General features: G+C 60.7%; 20 protein-coding genes. 9 read left to right on the top strand and 11 right to left on the bottom strand.

Annotated features, from left to right (window positions below):
- Positions 1 to 3 precede the first annotated feature (3 nt).
- The 5 genes from AB1462_RS15185 to AB1462_RS15165 form a co-directional block, all read right to left on the bottom strand.
- Positions 4 to 1,323 (bottom strand): Na+/H+ antiporter NhaC family protein, encoded by a 1,320-nt coding sequence (locus AB1462_RS15185; protein ID WP_167361148.1) that lies wholly within the window; start codon positions 1,321 to 1,323, stop codon positions 4 to 6.
- Positions 1,324 to 1,580: 257 nt separating this feature from the next.
- Positions 1,581 to 2,900, bottom strand: coding sequence for a sensor histidine kinase (locus AB1462_RS15180; RefSeq protein ID WP_259194320.1), 1,320 nt, complete (start codon positions 2,898 to 2,900; stop codon positions 1,581 to 1,583).
- Entirely contained in the window at positions 2,897 to 3,565 is a 669-nt protein-coding gene (locus AB1462_RS15175) for a response regulator transcription factor (RefSeq protein WP_027603141.1), read from the bottom strand. The genes AB1462_RS15180 and AB1462_RS15175 overlap by 4 nt, the downstream gene beginning before the upstream one ends.
- The gene (locus AB1462_RS15170; protein WP_090402128.1) at positions 3,565 to 3,876 is read right to left on the bottom strand and encodes a PepSY domain-containing protein; all 312 of its coding nucleotides are present in this window, start codon (positions 3,874 to 3,876) and stop codon (positions 3,565 to 3,567) included. The genes AB1462_RS15175 and AB1462_RS15170 overlap by 1 nt, the downstream gene beginning before the upstream one ends.
- Positions 3,876 to 4,178, bottom strand: coding sequence for a PepSY domain-containing protein (locus tag AB1462_RS15165; RefSeq protein ID WP_259194322.1), 303 nt, complete (start codon positions 4,176 to 4,178; stop codon positions 3,876 to 3,878). The genes AB1462_RS15170 and AB1462_RS15165 overlap by 1 nt, the downstream gene beginning before the upstream one ends.
- A gap of 193 nt (positions 4,179 to 4,371) precedes the next feature.
- Between AB1462_RS15165 and AB1462_RS15160 the strand changes: the two genes are divergently transcribed.
- The 6 genes from AB1462_RS15160 to codA all read left to right on the top strand — a co-directional run bounded on the left by AB1462_RS15160 (position 4,372) and on the right by codA (position 10,523).
- Positions 4,372 to 5,451, top strand: a complete 1,080-nt coding sequence (locus tag AB1462_RS15160) for a patatin-like phospholipase family protein (RefSeq protein ID WP_259194323.1) — start codon at positions 4,372 to 4,374, stop codon at positions 5,449 to 5,451.
- 77 nt (positions 5,452 to 5,528) lie between these two features.
- Positions 5,529 to 5,885, top strand: coding sequence for a 6-carboxytetrahydropterin synthase QueD (gene queD / locus AB1462_RS15155; RefSeq protein WP_003190259.1), 357 nt, complete (start codon positions 5,529 to 5,531; stop codon positions 5,883 to 5,885).
- Between the two features lie 96 nt (positions 5,886 to 5,981).
- Positions 5,982 to 6,605, top strand: a complete 624-nt coding sequence (locus tag AB1462_RS15150; RefSeq protein WP_090402120.1) for an NUDIX hydrolase — start codon at positions 5,982 to 5,984, stop codon at positions 6,603 to 6,605.
- Positions 6,606 to 6,795: 190 nt separating this feature from the next.
- Entirely contained in the window at positions 6,796 to 8,058 is a 1,263-nt protein-coding gene (gene codB, locus AB1462_RS15145; RefSeq protein ID WP_259194324.1) for a cytosine permease, read from the top strand.
- Positions 8,055 to 9,260: a PucR family transcriptional regulator ligand-binding domain-containing protein gene (locus AB1462_RS15140; protein ID WP_090402117.1), complete on the top strand. Its 1,206-nt coding sequence runs from the start codon at positions 8,055 to 8,057 to the stop codon at positions 9,258 to 9,260. Before codB ends, AB1462_RS15140 begins: the two co-directional genes overlap by 4 nt.
- Before the next feature lie 27 nt (positions 9,261 to 9,287).
- Positions 9,288 to 10,523, top strand: coding sequence for a cytosine deaminase (gene codA, locus AB1462_RS15135; RefSeq protein WP_090402115.1), 1,236 nt, complete (start codon positions 9,288 to 9,290; stop codon positions 10,521 to 10,523).
- 9 nt (positions 10,524 to 10,532) lie between these two features.
- Here the strand turns inward: codA and AB1462_RS15130 are convergent, their stop codons facing one another.
- From AB1462_RS15130 to AB1462_RS15110, 5 genes are all read right to left on the bottom strand, one after another.
- Positions 10,533 to 12,683 carry a lipase family protein gene (locus AB1462_RS15130; protein WP_259194325.1) on the bottom strand — a complete coding sequence of 717 codons (2,151 nt, stop codon included), beginning with the start codon at positions 12,681 to 12,683 and terminating at the stop codon, positions 10,533 to 10,535.
- A 12-nt stretch (positions 12,684 to 12,695) separates the two neighbouring features.
- The gene (locus AB1462_RS15125; RefSeq protein WP_367247143.1) at positions 12,696 to 13,478 is read right to left on the bottom strand and encodes a hypothetical protein; all 783 of its coding nucleotides are present in this window, start codon (positions 13,476 to 13,478) and stop codon (positions 12,696 to 12,698) included.
- On the bottom strand, positions 13,471 to 14,307 hold the full coding sequence (locus tag AB1462_RS15120) for a DUF4123 domain-containing protein (protein ID WP_367247142.1): 837 nt from the start codon (positions 14,305 to 14,307) through the stop codon (positions 13,471 to 13,473). Before AB1462_RS15120 ends, AB1462_RS15125 begins: the two co-directional genes overlap by 8 nt.
- On the bottom strand, positions 14,307 to 16,325 hold the full coding sequence (locus AB1462_RS15115) for a type VI secretion system tip protein VgrG (RefSeq protein WP_367247140.1): 2,019 nt from the start codon (positions 16,323 to 16,325) through the stop codon (positions 14,307 to 14,309). The genes AB1462_RS15120 and AB1462_RS15115 overlap by 1 nt, the downstream gene beginning before the upstream one ends.
- A gap of 310 nt (positions 16,326 to 16,635) precedes the next feature.
- Complete coding sequence (locus tag AB1462_RS15110; RefSeq protein ID WP_259194329.1) at positions 16,636 to 17,622, bottom strand: diaminopimelate epimerase; 987 nt, start codon at positions 17,620 to 17,622, stop codon at positions 16,636 to 16,638.
- Between AB1462_RS15110 and AB1462_RS15105 the strand changes: the two genes are divergently transcribed.
- Both AB1462_RS15105 and AB1462_RS15100 read left to right on the top strand, forming a co-directional pair.
- Entirely contained in the window at positions 17,621 to 17,944 is a 324-nt protein-coding gene (locus AB1462_RS15105) for a hypothetical protein (RefSeq protein ID WP_090402103.1), read from the top strand. The two genes, AB1462_RS15110 and AB1462_RS15105, sit on opposite strands and share 2 nt — an antisense overlap.
- A gap of 21 nt (positions 17,945 to 17,965) precedes the next feature.
- Positions 17,966 to 19,117 (top strand): MFS transporter, encoded by a 1,152-nt coding sequence (locus AB1462_RS15100; protein WP_090402101.1) that lies wholly within the window; start codon positions 17,966 to 17,968, stop codon positions 19,115 to 19,117.
- A gap of 9 nt (positions 19,118 to 19,126) precedes the next feature.
- Here the strand turns inward: AB1462_RS15100 and AB1462_RS15095 are convergent, their stop codons facing one another.
- Positions 19,127 to 19,903 carry a type III secretion effector protein gene (locus AB1462_RS15095; RefSeq protein ID WP_259194331.1) on the bottom strand — a complete coding sequence of 259 codons (777 nt, stop codon included), beginning with the start codon at positions 19,901 to 19,903 and terminating at the stop codon, positions 19,127 to 19,129.
- A gap of 191 nt (positions 19,904 to 20,094) precedes the next feature.
- Here AB1462_RS15095 and AB1462_RS15090 point away from each other — a divergent pair, with 191 nt between their 5' ends.
- The gene (locus AB1462_RS15090) at positions 20,095 to 20,427 is read left to right on the top strand and encodes a hypothetical protein (RefSeq protein WP_367247137.1); all 333 of its coding nucleotides are present in this window, start codon (positions 20,095 to 20,097) and stop codon (positions 20,425 to 20,427) included.
- Positions 20,428 to 20,433: the final 6 nt, after the last annotated feature.

The following is a 20,433-nucleotide window of genomic DNA, read 5'->3' as shown; positions in this document are numbered from 1 at the left end:
AGATCAGAGTGTCATCGCCGCAAACCAGCCAAACGCCAGCAACGGGATGTTGTAGTGCAGGAACGTCGGCACCACGGTGTCCCAGATATGGTGATGCTGGCCGTCGATATTCAGGCCGGAGGTCGGGCCGAGGGTGGAGTCCGAGGCGGGCGAACCGGCATCGCCCAACGCCCCGGCAGTGCCGACGATGCACACGATGGCCAGCGGGCTGAAGCCCAACTGCACACACAGCGGCACGAAAATCGCCGCGAGGATCGGCACCGTGGAAAACGACGAGCCGATGCCCATGGTCACCAGCAGCCCCACCAGCAACATCAACAACGCGCCCACCCCACGGCTATGACCGATGAACGCCGCCGAGGCCTCTACCAGCGAGCGCACGTCGCCGGTGGCCTTGAGCACCTCGGCAAAGCCTGACGAGGCGATCATGATGAAGCCGATCATCGCCATCATCTTCATGCCTTCGGTGAACAGGTCGTCGGTGTCGCGCCAGCGCACGATGCCCGAGACCGAGAAAATCAGGAACCCGGCCAGGGCACCGATGATCATCGAGTCCAGCCACAACTGGATGATGAACGCCGAGGCAATCGCCAGGCCGGCCACCAGCAGGGTCAGCGGGTTGTACTGCACCGCCACCTGCTCGACCCGCTCGATTTTCTCCAGGTCATACACACGCTTCTTGCGGTAGCTGACAAACACCGCCACCAGCAGCCCGACCACCATGCCCAGCGCCGGCAGGCTCATGGCGTGGGTGACGTTGACCTGGCTGATGTCCACGCCACTCTTGGCCACATTGGCCAGCAGGATCTGGTTGAGGAAAATATTGCCGAAGCCCACCGGCAGGAACATGTACGGCGTGATCAGGCCAAAGGTCATCACGCAGGCGATCAGGCGCCGGTCCAGCTGCAACTTGGTCAGCACATACAGCAGCGGCGGCACCAGCAACGGGATAAACGCGATATGGATCGGCAGGATGTTCTGCGACGCGATCGCGACCACCCACAGCAGGCCGATCAGCAGCCATTTGACATGGTTGCCGCCGGTGGCTTCCTGACGGTCGACCAGCAGCAAGGCCTTGTCCGCCAGGGCGTGGGCCAGGCCGGACTTGGCAATCGCCACGGCGAAAGCGCCGAGCAAGGCGTAGGACAAGGCCACGGTCGCACCACCACCCAAACCGCCGTTGAACGCCTTGAGCGTGGCTTCGATGCCCAGGCCACCGGTAAGGCCGCCCACCAGGGCGCCGACGATAATGGCGATGACCACGTGCACGCGGGACAGACTGAGCACCAGCATGGTGCCGACCGCGGCGATGACTGCGTTAATCATGGTTACCTCAAGCAGAAACATAAAAACAGGCATGCCCGCGCCCAGGCAACCATCGGGTGGCAGCCAGCGTGCAGGCTTGAAAGAGGTCTTATTAGAGGGCGCGCACTTTGCAGCAGGCCGGGCCGCATGTCAAAAAACGGCGCCGCTTTCAGGTTTAAATTGAACGATTGAACAAAGAAAACTCCGCAGTGGCGATACAAAGGCTCTCTGAGTTTTTAGGTTAAGGACGCCCCAACAGTTTGATCTACGGTGTGTCAGCCATGGCGTTTGGGCAATTCGATCAACGCCTTCAAGCCGCCCAGCTCGCTCTCCTGCAACTGCAACACCCCGCCCCACACCTCGACAATATCGCGCACGATCCCCAGTCCCAGGCCATGGCCGTCGATCTGTTCGTCCAGGCGTGCCCCCCGGCTGAATACCTGGTCCCGTTGGGCCTCGGGAATGCCGGGGCCGTCATCTTCCACCGCCAGCAGGTAACTGTGCGGCGTCTCGTTGACGCTCAAGCGCACCTCGGCATCCGCCCATTTGCAGGCGTTGTCCAGCAGGTTGCCGAGCAGCTCCAGCAAATCCTCGCGGTCCCAGGGCAGTTGCAGCCCCGGCGCGACGTGGTAAGTGAGGTCCAGGTGTTCGCCGTGGATCATGCTCAAGGTGGCGAGCAGGCCGGGCAGTTCTTTTTCGCAGTCGAACAAGGCACCCGGCAACGTCTCACCGGCCAGGCGGGCGCGATTGAGTTCGCGGTTGAGGCGTTGTTGCACCTGCTCCAATTGCTCGCGCAACAGTTTGCTCAGTTCGGGGTGATCCTTGAGCGCCTCGCTCGACGCTGCGCTCAACAGCACCGCCAGTGGCGTTTTCAGTGCATGGCCGAGGTTGCCGAGGGCGTTGCGCGAACGTTTGAGACTGTCTTCGGTGTGAGCCAGCAGGTGGTTGATCTGGGCGACCAGTGGTTCCAGCTCCAGCGGCACGTGGGTGTCGAGTTGCGAGCGTTGGCCTTGTTGCAACTGGGCGATCTGGTTACGCGCGGTTTCCAGCGGGCGCAAGGCGCGACGTACGGTGACTCGCTGCAAAAACAACACCAGCAGCAACGCCGCCAGCCCCAGCACCAGGCCGATCCGACGCATCAGGCGAAAGCTTTCCCGCACCGGGGTGTAGTCCTGCGCCACGCTGATGGAAATCGATTGGCCGAAGCGTTTGTAGTCCGAACGCAGTACCAGCAATTGCTGGCCTTCCGGCCCCAACTGCAGGTTGCCCTTGAGCCCAGCCTCCGGCAGCTGGGGTAACTCCTGGTCCCACAGCGAACGAGAGCGCCAGTGAATGTTGGCAAAATCAATACGGAAGTAATGCCCGGAAAACGGTCGCTGGTAAGCCGGCGACAGGCGCTGTTCATCCAGCTGTACACCGTTTGGCCCGCGTACCAGGGCGACCAGCAGGTTCTCGGCATCGTTGCGCAGCCCGGCTTCCAGGTAGCGTTGCAAACCGGCCTCGAACAACCACAGGCTGGTTTGCGCCAGCACCACGCCGACGATCACCATCACGCTGATCAGGCCCAGGCTCAGGCGGCGCTGAATCGACTTCATGCAGGGCTGGCGCCGAACCGGTAACCCTGGCCACGCCGGGTTTCGATCACGCTGCGGCCGAGCTTGCGACGCAGGTGGTTGACGTGCACTTCCAGCACGTTGGAGTCGCGCTCGGTCTCGCCGTCGTATAGGTGCTCGGCCAGGTGGCTTTTCGAGAGGATCTGTTCGGGGTGCAACATGAAGTAGCGCAACAGGCGAAATTCAGCGGCCGTCAGTTGGATCTCATCGCCGTCGCGCAGTACGCATTGGCGTCCTTCGTCCAGATGCAGGCCAGCGGCTTGCAAGGTAGGTTGGTTGGCCTGCCCGTGGGAACGGCGCAACAGCGCCTGGATGCGCAGGTGCAGCTCTTCGGGGTGAAAGGGTTTGCTCAGGTAATCGTCGGCACCGGCCTTGAGCCCTTCGATGCGCTCGGCCCAGGAATCGCGGGCGGTGAGGATCAACACCGGGGTGGCCAACGCGGCGGCACGCCATTGCGCCAACACTTCAAGGCCAGGCAAACCGGGCAGACCGAGGTCGAGGATGATCAGGTCGTAGGGTTCGCTGCGGCCCTGGTACGCGGCGTCACGGCCATCGGCCAGCCAGTCGACGGCATAACCCTGGCGTTGCAGGCCGGCCAGCAGTTCATCGGCCAGGGGTACGTTGTCTTCCACCAGGAGCAGGCGCATCAGTCTTCCTCGTCTTTGATCAGTACACCGTTAGTGGCGTCGAGCTTGATCTCGCGCACCACACCGTCGGTGGTCACCAATTCCACTTCATAAGCATATTGGCCGTGCTTTTTCTCAAGCTCGGCTTCCAGCAAGCGTGAGCCGGGATACCGCGCCATGGCTTGCTGCAACAGTTGCTCCAGGGGCAGGATCACTCCCTGCTGGCGCAGCGCCAGGGCTTCATCCTGGTTGAGGTCGCGGGCCTGCAAGCCTGAGCAAAACACCACCAGCACCAGCGCCGCTCGACTGCCGGCGCGTAAATTAACCTTCATTACGTATCCTGATGATTCTTGAGAACCTGCCCGGTGAGCGCGTCCAATTCGACCTCCCATTCAATGCCGTCGGCATCTTGCAGTTCGACTTCATAGACATACTTGCCGTAAGCCTCGTCCAGGTCGGTGTCCAGCAGCGTTGAACCGGGGTGCAAAGCCTGGGCTGTGGCTTCGAGCTGGTCGAAAGCGACAATTGTAACAGTGGCGGGCACGGTCAGTGGTTTGTCGGGGTCCACGGCTCCGGCCAGAGTCGCCGTGGAGACGATGATAGAGGCGGCGACCAGAGCAGTAAGGCGTTTCATGATGAGTCTCCGTTACCGATATTTTTCCTACATCGGCCACGGTATCTGCTGCAACTTAACTGAAACTGAATTGCCACCATGGCAATTTCCAGCAGGCACGACGGGCTACGATGTTTATTCAGGATTCACGCGGTATCGTTAACGTTTTTCGCGAGCACGCTTGCTCCTACACCTCGCTTGAACAGAGATCGGTATGACAGCCATCCACATCAAGTTCCCCGCCCTGACCCTCAAGGCCGGTAAACGCGCCTTTACGCGCATTCGTGAACAAGGCCTTGCGCCTGCGGATGTCGGCATCCTTCCCGGTGCGGCCGGCGGCCCCAAGGCGCTGGGAATCCAGGGCCTGGACCTGGCGTTGTTCGGCGATTGGCTGCCGCGCGCGCCACGGGAACGCGCGTTGATCGGCGCATCGATCGGTTCCTGGCGGTTTGCCAGCGCCTGCCTGCCCGATCCGGTGCAAGGCCTGCTGGACCTCGGCCGCCTGTACAACGAACAAAGCTTTGCCAAAGGCGTGACCATGGCCGAAGTCAGCCGCAGCTGCCAGCGCATGCTCGACGACCTGCTGGCCGGCCGCGATGCGCGGGTGCTGGACAACCCCGACTACCGGCTGAACATCATGGTGGTCAAGAGCCACGGCCTGCTCGCCGATGACCACCGCGGGCGCCTGGGCTTGGCCCTGTCATCGGTGATTGCCGACAACCTGCGCGGCCGTGCGCGGCTGGCGCGGCATTTCGAGCGGCTGATCATCCACGACCCGCGCCAGGCCCCGCCGGTGCATCCGTTGAAGGATTTTCCATCACGCTTTCTTGAGCTGGAACTCGGCAACCTGCGCCAGGCGCTGCTGGCGTCCGGTTCGATCCCCATGGTGATGCAAGGCGTGCGCGACCTGCCCGGAGCAGGCACCGGCACCTACCGCGACGGCGGCCTGTTGGACTACCACCTCGACCTGCCCTACCACGGCGACGACATCGTGCTGTACCCGCACTTCACCGACCGGGTCATCCCCGGCTGGTTCGACAAGGGCCTGCCATGGCGGCGCAGCAACCAGCAAGGCTTGCAGGATGTGTTGCTGCTGGCACCGTCCAAGGACTACCTGGCCCGCCTGCCCCACGGCAAACTGCCGGACCGCAGCGACTTCAAGCGTTTCATGGGCGACGACCCGAGCCGCAACAAGTACTGGCAAACCGCGATGAGCGAGAGCCGGCGGCTGGGGGATGAGTTTCTGCAACTGGCCGATAACGGTGGCTTGGGCGAGCGCTTGCAGGCGCTCTGACCAAGCGGTATGCGCGGTACGGGATCAAGCTGTTAAACTCGCCGCCTGCCAGATACCTGACCGAGCTGAAAAATACTGTGGAAATCTTCAAAGAGTTTACCTTCGAGTCCGCCCACCGCCTGCCCCATGTACCGGAAGGCCACAAGTGCGGGCGCCTGCATGGGCATTCGTTCAAGGTGGCGATCCACCTGAGCGGCGATCTGGATCCCCATACCGGCTGGATTCGCGACTTCTCGGAGATCAAGGCGATTTTCAAGCCGCTCTACGAACGCCTCGACCACAACTACCTCAATGACATCCCAGGCCTGGAAAACCCCACCAGCGAAGTGCTGGCCAAGTGGATCTGGAATGAACTCAAACCTCTGCTGCCGGAGCTCAGTGCGATCCGCATCCACGAGACCTGCACCAGTGGCTGCATCTATCGCGGCGAGTAAACCGGCGATGTTAAAAAACCACCCTTGCGGTGGTTTTTTTGTGCCCCACGTAGCAACCTTCCACCCTTCCCTTTATTCGCAACCGAGGAGATGTCCATGGAAACAACCTGGCTGGCCCAAGCCAAACGCTTGCAAGCATTGGCCTCCACGGGGCTGCACTTTTGCACCGATGATTTCGAGCGCGAACGCCTCGAGGAAATCGCCGAGATAGCCCACAGCATGCTGGCGCAGTTGGGCAACGTGCCGTTGGAGCGCATCACCGGGCTGGTTTCGGATTTCGCCCAGCGCTATTCGACGCCGATGATCGACGTGCGTGGCGCGGTGATCGAGGGTGAGCGGATTCTGCTGGTGCGCGAAGCCACCGACGGTTGCTGGGCGCTGCCCGGTGGTTATGCCGATATCGGGCTGTCGGCGGCGGAAAATATCATCAAGGAAATTCGCGAGGAAGCCGGGCTCAGCGTCACGGCGCGCGCACTGTACAGCGTCACCCACAAGGCCAAGGGGTTGTACCGGCCGGATGTGCGGGATTTCTACAAGTTGTATTTCCTGTGTGACCGGGTGGATCAACTGGCGCCGGTGGCTGGGTTCGAGACCACCGAGGTAGGCTTTTTCAGCCTGGATGACCTGCCGCAGTTGTCCCGGGGACGCACCATCGAAAGTGATCTCGAGGCGGCGTTTGCCTTTCATCGCGGCGAGACCACGCAGACGCTGTTCGACTGATCCAATTTGTATCACTGCTGCACCGCTTTCGTGCCCGATTGGGCACTGCGAACACTCCCGCCTACGTTCCCCCCCGGTTTGGCTATAAATACTGTGCACAATGCACAGCGTCGACCGTGCGCCTGTCACTGCCGCTGATTTGGCACGCCCGGTGCAATAGGCCTGCGTCACTCATTCAGGGAGCACGGACATGACGCAGCAAGAACCGGGCAACGATTACCCCTTAAGCGAAGTCCCCATGCATGCGCGCAAAGGCCTGGCGTCGACCGCCATGGTGCTGTTGGGCTTCACCTTTTTTACCGCGACCATGTTTGCCGGCGGCAAGCTCGGGGTGGCGTTCAGTTTCACCCAGATGCTCGGCGTGGTGGCCTTGGGTAACCTGCTGTTGGGTATCTACGCCGCAGGCCTGGGTTACATCGCGTTCAAGAGCGGGCTGAACTCGGTGTTGATGGGCCGCTTCTGCTTTGGCGAGGTGGGCAGCAAGCTCAGTGACTTGATCCTCGGTTTCACCCAGATCGGCTGGTACGCCTGGGGCACCGCCACGGCCGCCGTGGTGCTCGGCAAGTATTTCGAGCTGAGCCAGGGCAGCGTGCTGGCGTTGATGGTGCTGTTCGGCCTGGTATTTTGCGCCACGGCCTACGTGGGCTATCGCGGGCTGGAGATTCTATCCTACATCGCGGTACCGGCCATGGGCCTGTTGCTGTTTCTGTCGATGTGGGTCGCCACGGCGAAAATCGGCGGGCTGGACGGGCTGCTGGCAGTGGTGCCGACCGGCGAGCTGGACTTGTCGACGGCGATCACCCTGGTGTTCGGCACCTTTGTCAGCGGCGCCACCCAGGCCACCAACTGGACACGGTTTTCCCGCTCGGCCAAGGTCGCGGTGCTGGCCAGCCTGATCGGGTTCTTTATCGGCAATGGCTTGATGGTGCTGATCGGTGCCTATGGCGCCATCGTCTACCAGCAGCCCGACGTGGTCGAAGTGTTGCTGCTGCAAGGCTTCGCCATGGCGGCAATGGCCATGTTGCTGCTCAATATCTGGAGCACCCAGGACAACACCATCTACAACTTCGCCGTGGCCGGTTGCAACCTGCTGCGCACCCAGCGCCGCAAAACCGTGACCTTGGCGGGTGCGGTGATCGGCACCTTGCTGGCGTTGCTGGGCATGTACGACATGCTGGTGCCGTACCTGATCCTGCTGGGCACGGTGATTCCGCCGATTGGCGGGGTGATCATGGCGGACTTCTTCTACCGCTGGCGCGGCCACTACCCGCGCCTGGCGGATGCGCGCCTGCCGGCCTTCAACTGGGCCGGGCTGGTGGCGTACGCGGTGGGTACCGTGCTGGCGTTCAACTCGCCGTGGGTCGCGCCGTTGGTGGGTATCGCTGCTGCGTCGCTGACCTACATCGCACTCACCGCCGTGCTGCGCGTGCCTCTGGCTGATGCCCGGGCATGAGCCTGACGATTGCGGATGTACTGGCGTTGCCGGGCCTGGAATCCATGCGCCTGCGCGCCGGCGCAGCCGCCCTGGATAACGTCGTGCGTTGGCCGTATGTGGCGGAAAACAGCGGGATCGCCGAGTGGGTGCTGGGCGGTGAATTGGTGTTCGTCACCGGCATCAACCACCCACGGGATGAGGCCAATCTCCTGCTACTGCTGGACGAAGCCTGCCAGCGCCAAGTGGCCGGGTTGGTGATCCTGACAGGAGCGACGTACATCCAGGCGATCCCCCCGCGATTGCTCGACGCCGCCGAAGCCGCTGGCATGCCGCTGATCGAGCAGCCCTACTCGCTGAAAATGGTGCTGGTGACCCAGGCGATTGGTTCGGCGCTGATCCAGTCCGAGCAGTTGGGGCGCTCGCGGCACGACGTGCTCGAGCGCTTGCTGACCGGGGATTATCAATCCCTGGATTTGCTGCTGCATCGGGCCGTGCAATTGGGTATGCCGCTGAACGGGCATTGGCAGGTTGTGCAATTGCAATTGGAAGGCAGTGAACTGCTGTTTGCCCAAGGCGACGCAGCACAGGTGGAGGCGCAGTTGGCGCGGCAACACGACGGTATCAGCCGGCGCTTGCGTCAACTATCGACAGTATTGCCGGTACTGGGGCGCGCCGGGCAATGGACCCTGCTGCTGCCGGCACCGGATGCCGTCACGGCCTTGATCAACCGCCAGCAATTGGCCAACTGGCTGAACCCGCTCAACCTGCGCCTGGCGCCGCTGAAATTGTTTATCGGCCTGAGTGCCGCCGCACACCCACCCGCACGCCTGGCCCAGGCGCAGGACGAAGCGCGCCAGGCATTGGCCGCCGCGCGACGGTTCAGCGAACGTGCCGGCCTGTGCGTGTATGACGAACTGGGCGTGCTCAAGCTGCTCAGCGGCGTGCGTGATCGCGCCCTGCTCGACCAATTCCTCAATGAACGCCTGGGCCCGCTGCTGCGTCATGACCTGCACCACGGGCCCAGCCTGATGCCGACCCTGGAAGCCTGGTTTCACGAGAATGGTAACCTTGTGGCCGCCGCCCAGCGCCTGGCCGTACACCGCAATACCCTGACACACCGTGTCCAGCGCATCGAAGCCCTGTGCGGGCTGACGCTGGATAATGCCTATGACCGCCTGGACATCGGTATCGCCCTGATGATCTGGCGGCTGTCTGCCTGATTGTTTTTAGCCAAGAGGAACTTGCCCATGCACATCATCAACGCCCGCCTGCGCAACCGTGAAGGCCTGCATGATCTGCACCTGGAACACGGCCGGATCGCCAGTATCACCCCACAAACAACAGCGCCGGTAATGGCGGCCGATGACCTGGATGCGGCCGGCAACCTGGTGATACCGCCCTTCGTCGAACCGCATATTCACCTTGATGCCACCCTCACCGCCGGCGAACCGCGCTGGAACATGAGCGGCACCCTGTTCGAAGGCATCGAGTGCTGGGGCGAACGCAAGGCCACCATCACCGAGGAAGACACCAGGACCCGCGCCAAAAAAACCATCCAGGCCCTCGCCGCCCACGGCATCCAGCATGTACGCACCCATGTCGATGTGACCGACCCCGACCTCACGGCGCTCAAGGCCATGCTGCAAGTGCGCGAAGAAAGCACGCACCTGATCGACCTGCAAATCGTCGCTTTTCCCCAGGAAGGCATCGAGTCGTACCGCAACGGCCGCGAGCTGATGGAAGAAGCCATTCGCCTGGGCGCCGATGTGATCGGCGGCATCCCCCACTTTGAATACACCCGCGACCAAGGCGTGAGTTCAGTCAAGTTCCTGATGGACCTGGCCGAACGCACCGGCTGCCTGGTGGATGTGCACTGCGACGAAACCGACGACCCACATTCACGCTTCCTCGAAGTACTCGCCGAAGAAGCCCGCAGCCGCGACATGGGCGCCCGCGTCACTGCCAGCCACACCACGGCCATGGGTTCCTACGACAATGCCTACTGCGCCAAACTCTTCCGCCTGCTGGGGCACTCCGGGATCAGCTTCGTCTCTTGTCCCACCGAAAGCATCCACCTGCAGGGCCGCTTCGACAGCTTCCCGAAACGCCGCGGCGTCACCCGGGTCAACGAGTTGCTGGAGGCCGGCATGAACGTGTGCTTTGGCCAGGATTCCATCGTCGATCCCTGGTACCCGCTGGGCAACGGCAACATCCTGCGCGTGCTGGAAGCCGGTTTGCACATCTGCCATATGCTCGGCTACCGCAACCTGCAAAGCGCCCTCGACCTGGTGACCGACAACAGCGCCAAGGCCATGGCCCTGGGTGACCGTTATGGCCTTGAGGCCGGGCGTCCAGCCAACCTGTTGATCCTCTCGGCAGACAGTGACTACGAAATGGTCCGCAGCCAAGGGCTGCCGCTGTACTCGATTCGCAACGGCAAGGTGTTGATGAAGCGCCAGCCGGCGCAGGTGGAGTTTGTATAAGCACGCCGGTCACACGATTGAGTCGAGATCCAGCGGTTGCGCCCTCCCCAACTCGCTCTGCGTGGCGGGAGGGATACTGGCGACCTGAGGCAGTTGCTGGTTTTCGCGATGACGGAACCAACGCTTGAGACTGGGTTGCAGGTTGGAAGAGTGGCTATGACTGCCGTACACATCACGCGCTTCAAGACGACGCCAGCGCAGGGTTTGCAGGCGTTCGCGACTGGTGTGCAAGCGGTCGATCTCGGCGTTCAGCGGTTCATGGTATTCATAGCCACGGTCGTTGGCCGGGCGATGTCGGGTCAGTTCACGCCGCTTGTCCTGCAGTTGTTTGCGCATGGTCGCCAGGGCATGGTCGAGCAGTTCAAACTCTCTTTGGGTCACCAGAGGACCGTTGCTATCCACGGCTTGTTGCCAGCGACGCAACGTCGCCCAGGCGGCCGGGATGTAGCTGGCGGTCATGAAATGCTGTTCGTATTGCACCAACTGTTTGATCAGGCCGTCGCGATCAGGCATGTCACCCTGCGCTTGCCATGCTCGGTTGCGGCCGGCCTCTTCAATGGATTCACAGCCGGGCTTCCACAGCACAGAAGAATGCGTACCGTCCGCCAGTACGATCGGCATGAAGTGCTGTTGATCGCCGTGGTGTCGGTAGGGGTTGCCACCGATACGCACCAGGCCGGCGGCGAACAACAGGCCACCGGTCGTGGGGGCGCTGAATAGCGTGACGGCACCGGGGATCCAGAGTTTGGCGGTGGTGTTCATCCAAGGAGCCGGGACGCTGGGGACCGGGTCGTTGTGGTTGACGATGCGGTGGTGGACCAACGTGGAGGCGCCGGTAGTGAACGCTGCATCGGCGGCGCGGGGGGCGCCGTAGGTGTAGAGGAGGATGTTGTAGTTACGCGCAGGAATACGACGCAACCCTTCTGCCAGTAACAATGCAATTGCGCCGCCCAAGCTATGACCGCAAATGACTATTCGTTGGCCTATGTGAAATTGACTGAGGTAACGCAGTACGAAGTCACGCATAGCCCGGTAAGCCTGATAGAAACCTTCGTGTGCCTTGCCGATACCGTCGGCGAATGCAACCTGATGGGCGTTTGCGTCCCGTAGTGCGTCGGCCGTGCTGAACGTCCCGCGCACGGAAATCAGGATCACCTCATCGTGGTGGGTGATGAACGCCTGGGTGTCAGTGCCGTCTTTTTCATCATCAAAGAAGTGCAAGCTTGCAGGGTGCTCCTGTTTCTCCCCCAACTCCGGGCGATTTTGCAGGTACAACTCAGGATCGAAGGGCAGGATTTCGAAGCGTCTGGAGTAAGGGACATCTTCATAAAGAGGGTAAAAGCGCTGAGTTTGCTCGGGATCAACTCGCCAGGCTTCACGGTATCCAGACAGTTGCTTGGCAAACAGGTTTCCAACGCTGGGATCCAGCGGAAAATGGACTTTATCAACGGGTTTCTCCGAGGGCTCCTGTCCAAAATCGCAGTAACTCAACGCTGCAAATAAGGCTAACTGATACAGGTTCAAAGCACAGAACTTATCGTCGGTGCAGAGCATTGGACGCAGGGCTCGCAGCGGTCGAACTTCGAGAACGGTATGGTTGCCGGGGAACAGCACGATACCCGACAGGGTGGGCTGGGGCGGGCCAAACCCCAGGTCAGCCATCATTTTCAATGCATGCCTTGGGGGGCGGTGGGGCGTTTTTTCCACAGGGGGAAGATGCGCAATATGTCGAACCAAGTCGCTCACTTCAACCTGGTAAAACCGATCTGCGTTCTGTCGTCGAGGATTGCTTTCGGTTCGCCGGCCGTTGGAACTTGAAAAGCGCGTTTGTTCAGCTCGGACTTGAAGATCGGTGATGGGCAATGGATAGCCGTCTCGCTGCAACAACGTTGAATAGTAGCCCCTCTGCGCCTCATATGGAGCATCTAAAACCAGCACGACAGGACCGCGACACTGCCCCTGCAAGCGGGCAAAACCTTCTCCATTCAAATGCCCTTTGTGCCGTTGCCCTGAGCTGTCAAAAATCTCATATCTCAGCCCACCATAGGCTTTTCCATCACCTGATTCGTCTACTAGACAAAAACTCAGCCAACCTCCATGCAATACGCAAGCGGGCATACTTTCATTAAAAAAAGGGTGCTTCCATTGTTCCATCGTCATGCCTGGATATCCTTATTCAGTACAAGTTGGATATATGTCGCATATACGCCCATCGGGCATCTTGATGGGCTTGAAGTCGGTAGTATTCCCGTTACAGAACGCATACAGATCATCAAAATCCTTCCCTAGACAGCGCTTCCACCCACTAGGAACACGAATCCAGTTATCGCCCATGTAAGGTCGCTCTTCGGGATTGAGCCCTACTTTTATCAGTACCTTTTGTCCTCCCAGTTCATCTCGCAGCAAACCACCTCTCGCACTCGCTTTAGGTGGCGCCCTACTGTCGCGTGAATATCTGCATTTAAGGACCTTTATGATTGCGTGCTGCGGCCCCGCAGTCCGAAACAACCACTGACATTGCCAAGACAGCTCCTGAACTCCAGAATCAAGCATTCCTGGCCTATCCCCCTCCAGGCGATCCCGAATGGAAATCCCCCCAATATCCCCGCCAACATCAGAATCCCGCTCGCCCCACTTCGCATAAAGATCAAAGTCCACACTGCGCAGCACCAACGGACACCCCTGTACCGTTTCACTCAGCGGCAATTCATAACTCGCCCGACTCGCCACCGGCTTGTACTCGGTAAAAAAGACCTTCCGCTCCGGCCTCTTGCCTCGGCGCCTTGGCAAGGTGCAGGTCTCACCCGTTGCGGGCCCGTAGTTGGCGGCTGTTTTAAGTTTAAATTCCGCCGGTAAATCCATCTCCAACGTAAAGCGATCAACCGGCTTCATCGCACACCCCGAAAGTCCCGCTGTCGCCAGCGCAAGCAGCACGCCCCATACACGCTTACTCATCCTTGTTCTCCAACATGTGCCACTGCTGCAGCACCCGTTCAAAGTGATCACCCGGTACCTCCCCCGCCATCGGCTGCCACCGAATCACACTAATGCGAGTGGCCTCTTCCAACCGTCGCACGACCAGAAACTCCAACTGTTCCGGCCTGCTCCATCGCCAAGTGCGAGCCTGTTCCAGCACCTGGGTCAACCAGGCCTTGGGGTCTTGGAATTCAACCAATGCCGCCAGGTCTTCACTGTGCTCAGCCAGCAGGTAACGCAGGATATTGGCGTGCAGGATGGTGCTGGCATTCGGGTTGGGCGTGTTCAGCCAAGGGGCTGGCTCGGGCATCGGATAGGCTCCGGGAGCAGGGTTGTCAGCACAGTGCCAACGGCCTTCATGCCAGTAGCACACACTGATCAGTGGCCCGAGGAATGCTGGCCATTGCTCACGACCCAGATGGTTCAGTGCGCGCGCCAACGTACGATTGTCGTGAAGACGGTACAGCGTCCGGTTATTCTCCGGCCCGACCAGCAGCCGGTCGCGCCAATGCCGGGACATGTCCGTCAGGTCCGCGTTTGGCAAACTGCCCAACCACCCCCAATTCATCTCAGGTTCTTGGAGAAGATCGAGCAGCGCGGGCTCACCCACCTGGTCCAGCAACAGCATCACGGGGCCAGCCGTGGCCATTTCCGCCAGCGGGGTTTGTGCGTAGAGGCGGCAGTACGCAGGGAAACCGCGCACCGCCAGCATTGGCTGGCAGGCTGCGTTATTACCCTCAAGCATCAGGCACAGCCTGTGCCCAGCCTGCAGCTGTTGGGTCATCCATTGGTTTGGCAGGTTTTCCATCAGGCTGCCCTCCCGCTGACAGTGCAGAGGCCTTCGCGACAGCGCTCGCATACCGGGCAGAAGTCCGCATCCAGTTGCCTGGCCACGTGCATGATGACGCCCTGTGTGGCGGAGATTTTCGGGCTCTGCGCAACCGACAGGGCATTCGCCGCCCCGATCGCGGACGGGGTGCCGCCGAGGGTGATGGGCCGACTGCTGAAAATGCCACCCGCCTGGATCACCAGGTGCTCTCCGCCGGCCTTGAAGCTCAGTTGTACACCCGCGTCGATCACCAGGCTGGCACCCGCCTTGAGATGCACCTGTTGCCCGGCTTCAATCACCAGGGTCTGCCCGACATACGTCTGGCTATTGCCTTGCACGTCCAGGTGGTCGCTGGCTTTGAGCACAACCTTGCGGTCACCGCTGACGTGACGATGCTCCTCGCTTTCCAGGTGAACCGTACTTAACCCTCGGATGATTTCACGCCGCTCACCGGCCACTTCCAGGCGACTGTCATGCCCCACCTGTTGCTCCAGGTCCCGTTGAGCCCGAAGGTAGATGAGTTCCTTGCCACGGAGGTCCTCCAGGTGCAATTCATTGGAGCCGCCACCACCCGGGGTGCTGCGACTGCGCAAGACACTGCGGGTCTTGTGCTGCGGCAAGGAATGGGCCGGCATGTGCAACGCATTGGGCAGGCAACCGTTGATCAACGGTTGGTCCGGGTCGCCCTCCAGGAACGTCACCAGCACTTCCATGCCCACCCGCGGGATCATCATTGCGCCAAACCCGTCTCCCGCCCAACCAGAGGCCACCCGTACCCAACAACTGCTTTTGTCATCGGTCTTGTCCAGTCGGTCCCAGTGAAACCGTACTTTCACCCGACCGTATGCATCGCAATGCACCTCCTCACCGGCAGGCCCGGTCACCGTTGCGGTCTGGGTGCCGTGGAGGGTCGGCTTGGGATGTTTGAGGGGCGGTCGATACGGCGCACTCCAGGGTGTCGCAGTGAAACGGTTGCGATACCCCTGGAATGCACCCACCTCTCCTGCCGCTTGCTCCAGCACCTGTGGTTGATAACCCTCGTGACGGACCGAAGTGATCAACCATAAATTATTGCAGGCCGGATCCGGATGATCGTGTAGCTCAAGGAAATGCCCACTGCGCAACACCGGTTGGTCGCTCCTGCCCAATGCCCGATATCGGCCGATTTGAAGACGCTCCAACCCTCTGCGAGCCAGGCGCGCGCCCCGTGCATGGCCGGTAAAACCAGCCGGGTAGCGGTAGTCCTCAAGAGGTTGTGCCGAGGCAGAACCTGCGGCGTCTTGCAGACACAAGGACGGATGCTCGAAGTCGTGATCACGTCGCACCGTTTGCTGGCTGCGGGTGGCCAGGCGTACGTCGAAACGCTGGATAACCCGCATTTCGGCCTGCGGCCCGCCGGCAGGTGAATAACGCTGCGCGGGCAGGCGGCGAAATACGGTCTGGTCGTCGCCAAACACCAGCACATGTTGGCTCTCGCTATGACGGAAGTGGTAATGAATGCCCTCCTCTTCACACAGCCGCTGGATGAAATGCAGATCGGTTTCCGCGTATTGCACGCAGAACGTACGCGGGGGGTAGACCACCGGTCCCAGTTCAAACGCATAGCGGTCGGCCAGAATGCCGTGCTGTTCGAGGACTGCCGCGATGATCTGCGGAACGCTGCGCTGCTGGAAAATCCGCTGGTCGCGTCGATGGGCAAGGTAGGCGAGACGCGGCGCCAACGTCAGTTGATAGCGGGTGAGCCGCCGCCCGGGGTCGTCGCGGCCAATCGCGTAAACCTGCCCGTGCAGGCCTTCATTGACGTCGCCGAAAGCCAGGTAGGCAGGCTGGTGGAGCAGTGACTCCAGATCCAGTGAAGGGTTTTCGCTGACCACCTGCACCTGAATGAAAAACGGCTGGTCAAGAACCTCCTGACCTTTGAACGCCAGTACTTGAAAGTCAGTCTTTATGCCTGGAAGGATTAATTTGAAACGTGACGAAACAAACGCGTTAACCATCCGTTGTTACCCGCCAATATCTATAGTTATTACCGAACTGAAATACTCCCCCCGCCAAACATGGAATAAGTTGCCGAGGAAAAGCGCCTGAACGCCGTAAAGCTTAGCGATCTCAGGAAAAAATCGGCTCCGGAAAAATAAAAAAGAAGTTTCGTACGACTGAAATTGAAATGTCTTTTACAAAATAATAAATCAAGCCAATGTGCCACTTCTTAAGCATCAGAAATGCCCTACACCAACTTTCATCTAATAAATGAATTGATAGCGAAACAGCTGACACCCACTCAGGGCATCAGCCGTCCAAAAGACTTTATACCTGGAGCCGTGCAGTTCCGAAGAGGCTGACGCTCAGCAGTGTATCGAGCTGGGTATGCAAGCGTACTGGCGCAGTGCCGCCCGGCATCACCACCGCGACTTCATCGCCCTCCACCCAACCCGCTCGCCACGCCGCACAGGCCACGGCACTGGCGCTGGTCCCGGAGGACGCCGTGGGGCCTTCTCCCCGTTCGAACACCCGGGCAACCACCCGGTTGCGGGATTGCCTGGCGACCCATTGCAAATTGACGCCAGCCAAACAGGGCTCGCCGCTTCCTGCCGGAGGGGCGAAGGCGATCGCCTGCAACGCTTCGAACAGCGCTGGTTGCTGCATCTGCAGATTGTCCGGCAAGGCTGACACCTGTTCGACCAAGGTCACACAATGAGGATTGCCCACACGCACAAACTGACTGTAGGCCCACTGTGGGTTGATCGCCGCCAACGCCTTCACATGGCTCAGTTCAACGCCGTCCAGGAACACCTGCTCCACCCCTTGCGCCCCCACGGACGACGGCCCGAAGCCGGGCAAACCCAATGCCAGCCAGAATCCAGAGCGGTGCTCATGGACGGCAGGCGCGACGCGAGTCACCACCGGCGACACCACGTCAGGCTTGTCATGGTGCACGCGCAAATCACAGGCCTCAGTCATCAAGCCCTGGTCAGTAAGCGCTTGGGCAAAAATCGTCAACCCATTGCCGCTGCGCTCGGCCAGGGAGCCATCGGTATTCACGATCAACAGGTCAAACGGCGGCTCGGCCTGGAACGGGCCAATCAGCAAGCCGTCACAACGGTGGGCCTTGGCATCCACCGAGCGCGGCGTCGAGCCCCACTCGCATTCGGAGCGTATGGCCGACGCAGCCCAGACCTCACGAGTATCCGCGGCCTGCGCCGCGCTGCTGGGCACCTCGATACCCTGCTGTCGTAAAAACGCCGGGCTGGCGACCCCGTAAATGTTACCCCGTGCGTCATAGAACTGGGTCATGGCGCCGTTTGCCTTGCAGTCTTCATCGGTGCATCCGCTCGGTTGCCTACAGGATTGGCCAGCAGCGTATTACACAATGCAGGGTTTGTGGGAGGCGTTCTGGAAGACGGTAATCCACCGCGAGAGCCCGGGGTTCACCAGTTCACACATGGATGACGCACCGTCCAGAACGCCTCCCGCAAAGACCATCCATGTGTGGTTACCAACTGCCATAACGTTCCAGGTTTTGAAAATTAAATTCATCGCCGCCTATCTCGAGGGCACCCGACTCGCCCCCCAAGGCCTGATGTGCAACGATGTCGCGCTGGACATCGTTTGTTGAACGCAAAACCAAGGATTTTTCATGACTGCCATCCCCACCCCAGCACCCGTGGTTCCCGGGCGGCTGGAGCAAATGTCGACCCGCATCGCATTTTTTATCGCCGGCTTCGGTATTGCTGCCTGGGCGCCATTGGTGCCATACGCCAAAGCGCGCGCAGAACTGAGTGAGGGCACGCTGGGCCTGCTGCTGTTGTGCCTGGGGGTGGGTTCTATCATCGCCATGCCGGCCGCCGGTGCGTTGGCGTCTCGCTACGGTTGCCGACGCGTGCTGAGCGCCGGCACGATCATGATCTGCCTGGCCTTGCCCATGCTGGCCACGGTCAGCTCGATTCCGTTGCTGATCGCCGGGTTGTTCCTGTTTGGAGCGGGCCTCGGCACGGTGGACTCCACGGTGAACCTGCAAGCGGTGATTGTTGAGCGCGCCAGTGGCAAAACCATGATGTCGGGCTTCCATGGTTTGTTCAGCCTGGGAGGGATCGTCGGCGCCGCTGGGGTTGCCGGGTTACTGGGGTTAGGTCTGTCGCCTCTGCAAGCGACCCTGGTGGTGATCGTCATCATGGCGGTAGCGCTGCTCAAGGCCGGGCCACATTTGTTGCCTTACGGCAGTGAAAGTTCGGGCCCGGCCTTTGCGATTCCCCACGGCGTGGTGCTGTTTATCGGCTGCCTGTGCTTTATCGTGTTTTTGGCCGAAGGCGCAGTGCTTGACTGGAGCGCCGTGTTCCTCAGTGCCGAACGCGGCCTGGACGAAGCCTACGCCGGCCTGGGTTACGCCGCCTTCGCCCTGACCATGACTGCCGGACGCCTGACCGGCGATGCCATTGTGCGGCGCCTGGGCGCAACCCGTGTGATCGTGATCGGTGGCGCACTGGCCACTGCCGGCATGTTGCTGGCAACGTTGTTTCCGGCCTGGGAAACCGCGTTGCTGGGGTATGCGCTGGTAGGTGCCGGTTGTTCGAATATCGTGCCGGTGCTGTACACCGCCGTCGGCAAGCAAACGGTGATGCCGGAGCATATCGCCGTGCCAGCCATCACTACCTTGGGGTATGCCGGCATTCTTGCAGGCCCCGCGGTGATCGGTTTTATTGCTCATGGCAGCAACCTGAGCAGCGCCTTTGTGCTGATCGCACTGTTGCTGGCGGGTGTGTCCCTCAGTGGCAAGATCCTCAAGGTATGACCCAGGGCATCAGCGCGCTTTGCGAACCTGATCCTCCTCCAGCCAAACATCGAGGCTTTTGTTGCTGAGCCAGCCTTCCTTTTGAGGCGGACCAAACAGTCGCGTGCGGTTCGCACGTTCCAGTGAAGGCAACAAACCTGGCCGCTCAAGAATGTTCTTTGCGATATAGACACAGCGCTCGTCGTACTTGGGCTGATGCATGCCAGTGGAAAGATCCAACACAGGCGCACCCCGTTGATCAACCGCATATGGATCCTGCATGACGGCCTTGAGCGTGGCGATTTCGACGTACTGGTACTGTTCAAAGAGATACGTCCGATCCTGCGCACTGTCTCTCAATTGTTCGAACTGGCCCTGCAGGGCCTGCACCACCTGGGCATTGCCCTGGGCATGGAACGGGTCCTGGCTGAACACACTCGGAGAGCTGTTCCCCTGCAAACTGTAGGCAGCAGCCCGAAGACTGTCACGTGTGACATCGCCGTCGCGGCTCAAAATCGCATCATTCAACCGCGGGCGCTTCAGAATTTCGCCGACCACCTGAATTGTTCGGTCCAACTCCTCGCTTTCCCCCATACGTTCGGCGGCAACGCGCTGCAATGACGTCCAGGTCAAACGCCCTTCGTTCAGGAATGGGTGCAGCCTGCCAAAGTCTTTTTCCAGGGCTCGCGCCAGTTGGCTGTCGGTGGACATTACACCGGGCAGGGCAAGGCTCTCGCGCTTAACAGGCAGGTTCTGCAGCGCTCGGTGATGCAGAGCCGACAATGTCCCGCGCAGTAGCAGGGGCACCCGCGGCACCCCATCGGGGCGCGCAGGACGAACCTCCTCCCAGGTTCCAGAGTGGGGGAACGGCTCTGGCGCTGTGGGTCGTAGAACCGGCTCGCCCGATGCCAAGGGCAGACCGTGGGGTAGTACACCCTCGATTGACATGGGATTTCTCCAACACTCTTCCGATACATACCTGCCCGGTAATCGTCCCCGTGACGGTCGACATCACGAATGGATTCCCCTCAGACAAGTACCTCATGTGTGGTTGGACCAACACGACAGTTCCGGATGTTCGATGGAGACCGATGACAGCATGTAAAAAAGCGACGATGGGCCCCGCTTTACCGACGCCACCAGCTCGTCAGGCTATTGATCAACCTGAAGTATTTGAGCGGCTTTGCGTCCTCACCCTGCACCTGTCCGGTCGCGAGCATGCCACTGGTAAAGTCTGCCTCGACGGGTGCCTGGAATTTTTGCTGACCGGCGAAGGCCCTCATGCGTCTGGTTTCGACAGCATGCACATCCTCTGGGGCCAGGGGCTCTGACGTGGT

The organism is Pseudomonas sp. SB113 (assembly GCF_040754745.1).
Lineage (GTDB): Bacteria > Pseudomonadota > Gammaproteobacteria > Pseudomonadales > Pseudomonadaceae > Aquipseudomonas > Aquipseudomonas grimontii.
Note: the sequence above shows the minus strand (reverse complement) of the source record. Positions and strands in the feature narration are given on the sequence as shown.

Excerpts from the sequence above, each read along its gene's own strand:
- AB1462_RS15180 (WP_259194320.1), bottom strand. The coding sequence starts at position 2,900 with ATGAAGTCGATTCAGCGCCGCCTGAGCCTGGGCCTGATCAGCGTGATG.
- AB1462_RS15175 (WP_027603141.1), bottom strand. The coding sequence starts at position 3,565 with ATGCGCCTGCTCCTGGTGGAAGACAACGTACCCCTGGCCGATGAACTG.
- AB1462_RS15170 (WP_090402128.1), bottom strand. The coding sequence starts at position 3,876 with ATGAAGGTTAATTTACGCGCCGGCAGTCGAGCGGCGCTGGTGCTGGTG.
- AB1462_RS15165 (WP_259194322.1), bottom strand. The coding sequence starts at position 4,178 with ATGAAACGCCTTACTGCTCTGGTCGCCGCCTCTATCATCGTCTCCACG.
- AB1462_RS15160 (WP_259194323.1), top strand. The coding sequence starts at position 4,372 with ATGACAGCCATCCACATCAAGTTCCCCGCCCTGACCCTCAAGGCCGGT.
- AB1462_RS15150 (WP_090402120.1), top strand. The coding sequence starts at position 5,982 with ATGGAAACAACCTGGCTGGCCCAAGCCAAACGCTTGCAAGCATTGGCC.
- codB (WP_259194324.1), top strand. The coding sequence starts at position 6,796 with ATGACGCAGCAAGAACCGGGCAACGATTACCCCTTAAGCGAAGTCCCC.
- AB1462_RS15140 (WP_090402117.1), top strand. The coding sequence starts at position 8,055 with ATGAGCCTGACGATTGCGGATGTACTGGCGTTGCCGGGCCTGGAATCC.
- codA (WP_090402115.1), top strand. The coding sequence starts at position 9,288 with ATGCACATCATCAACGCCCGCCTGCGCAACCGTGAAGGCCTGCATGAT.
- AB1462_RS15130 (WP_259194325.1), bottom strand. The coding sequence starts at position 12,683 with ATGACGATGGAACAATGGAAGCACCCTTTTTTTAATGAAAGTATGCCC.
- AB1462_RS15125 (WP_367247143.1), bottom strand. The coding sequence starts at position 13,478 with ATGAGTAAGCGTGTATGGGGCGTGCTGCTTGCGCTGGCGACAGCGGGA.
- AB1462_RS15120 (WP_367247142.1), bottom strand. The coding sequence starts at position 14,307 with ATGGAAAACCTGCCAAACCAATGGATGACCCAACAGCTGCAGGCTGGG.
- AB1462_RS15115 (WP_367247140.1), bottom strand. The coding sequence starts at position 16,325 with ATGGTTAACGCGTTTGTTTCGTCACGTTTCAAATTAATCCTTCCAGGC.
- AB1462_RS15105 (WP_090402103.1), top strand. The coding sequence starts at position 17,621 with ATGGCGCCGTTTGCCTTGCAGTCTTCATCGGTGCATCCGCTCGGTTGC.
- AB1462_RS15110 (WP_259194329.1), bottom strand. The coding sequence starts at position 17,622 with ATGACCCAGTTCTATGACGCACGGGGTAACATTTACGGGGTCGCCAGC.
- AB1462_RS15100 (WP_090402101.1), top strand. The coding sequence starts at position 17,966 with ATGACTGCCATCCCCACCCCAGCACCCGTGGTTCCCGGGCGGCTGGAG.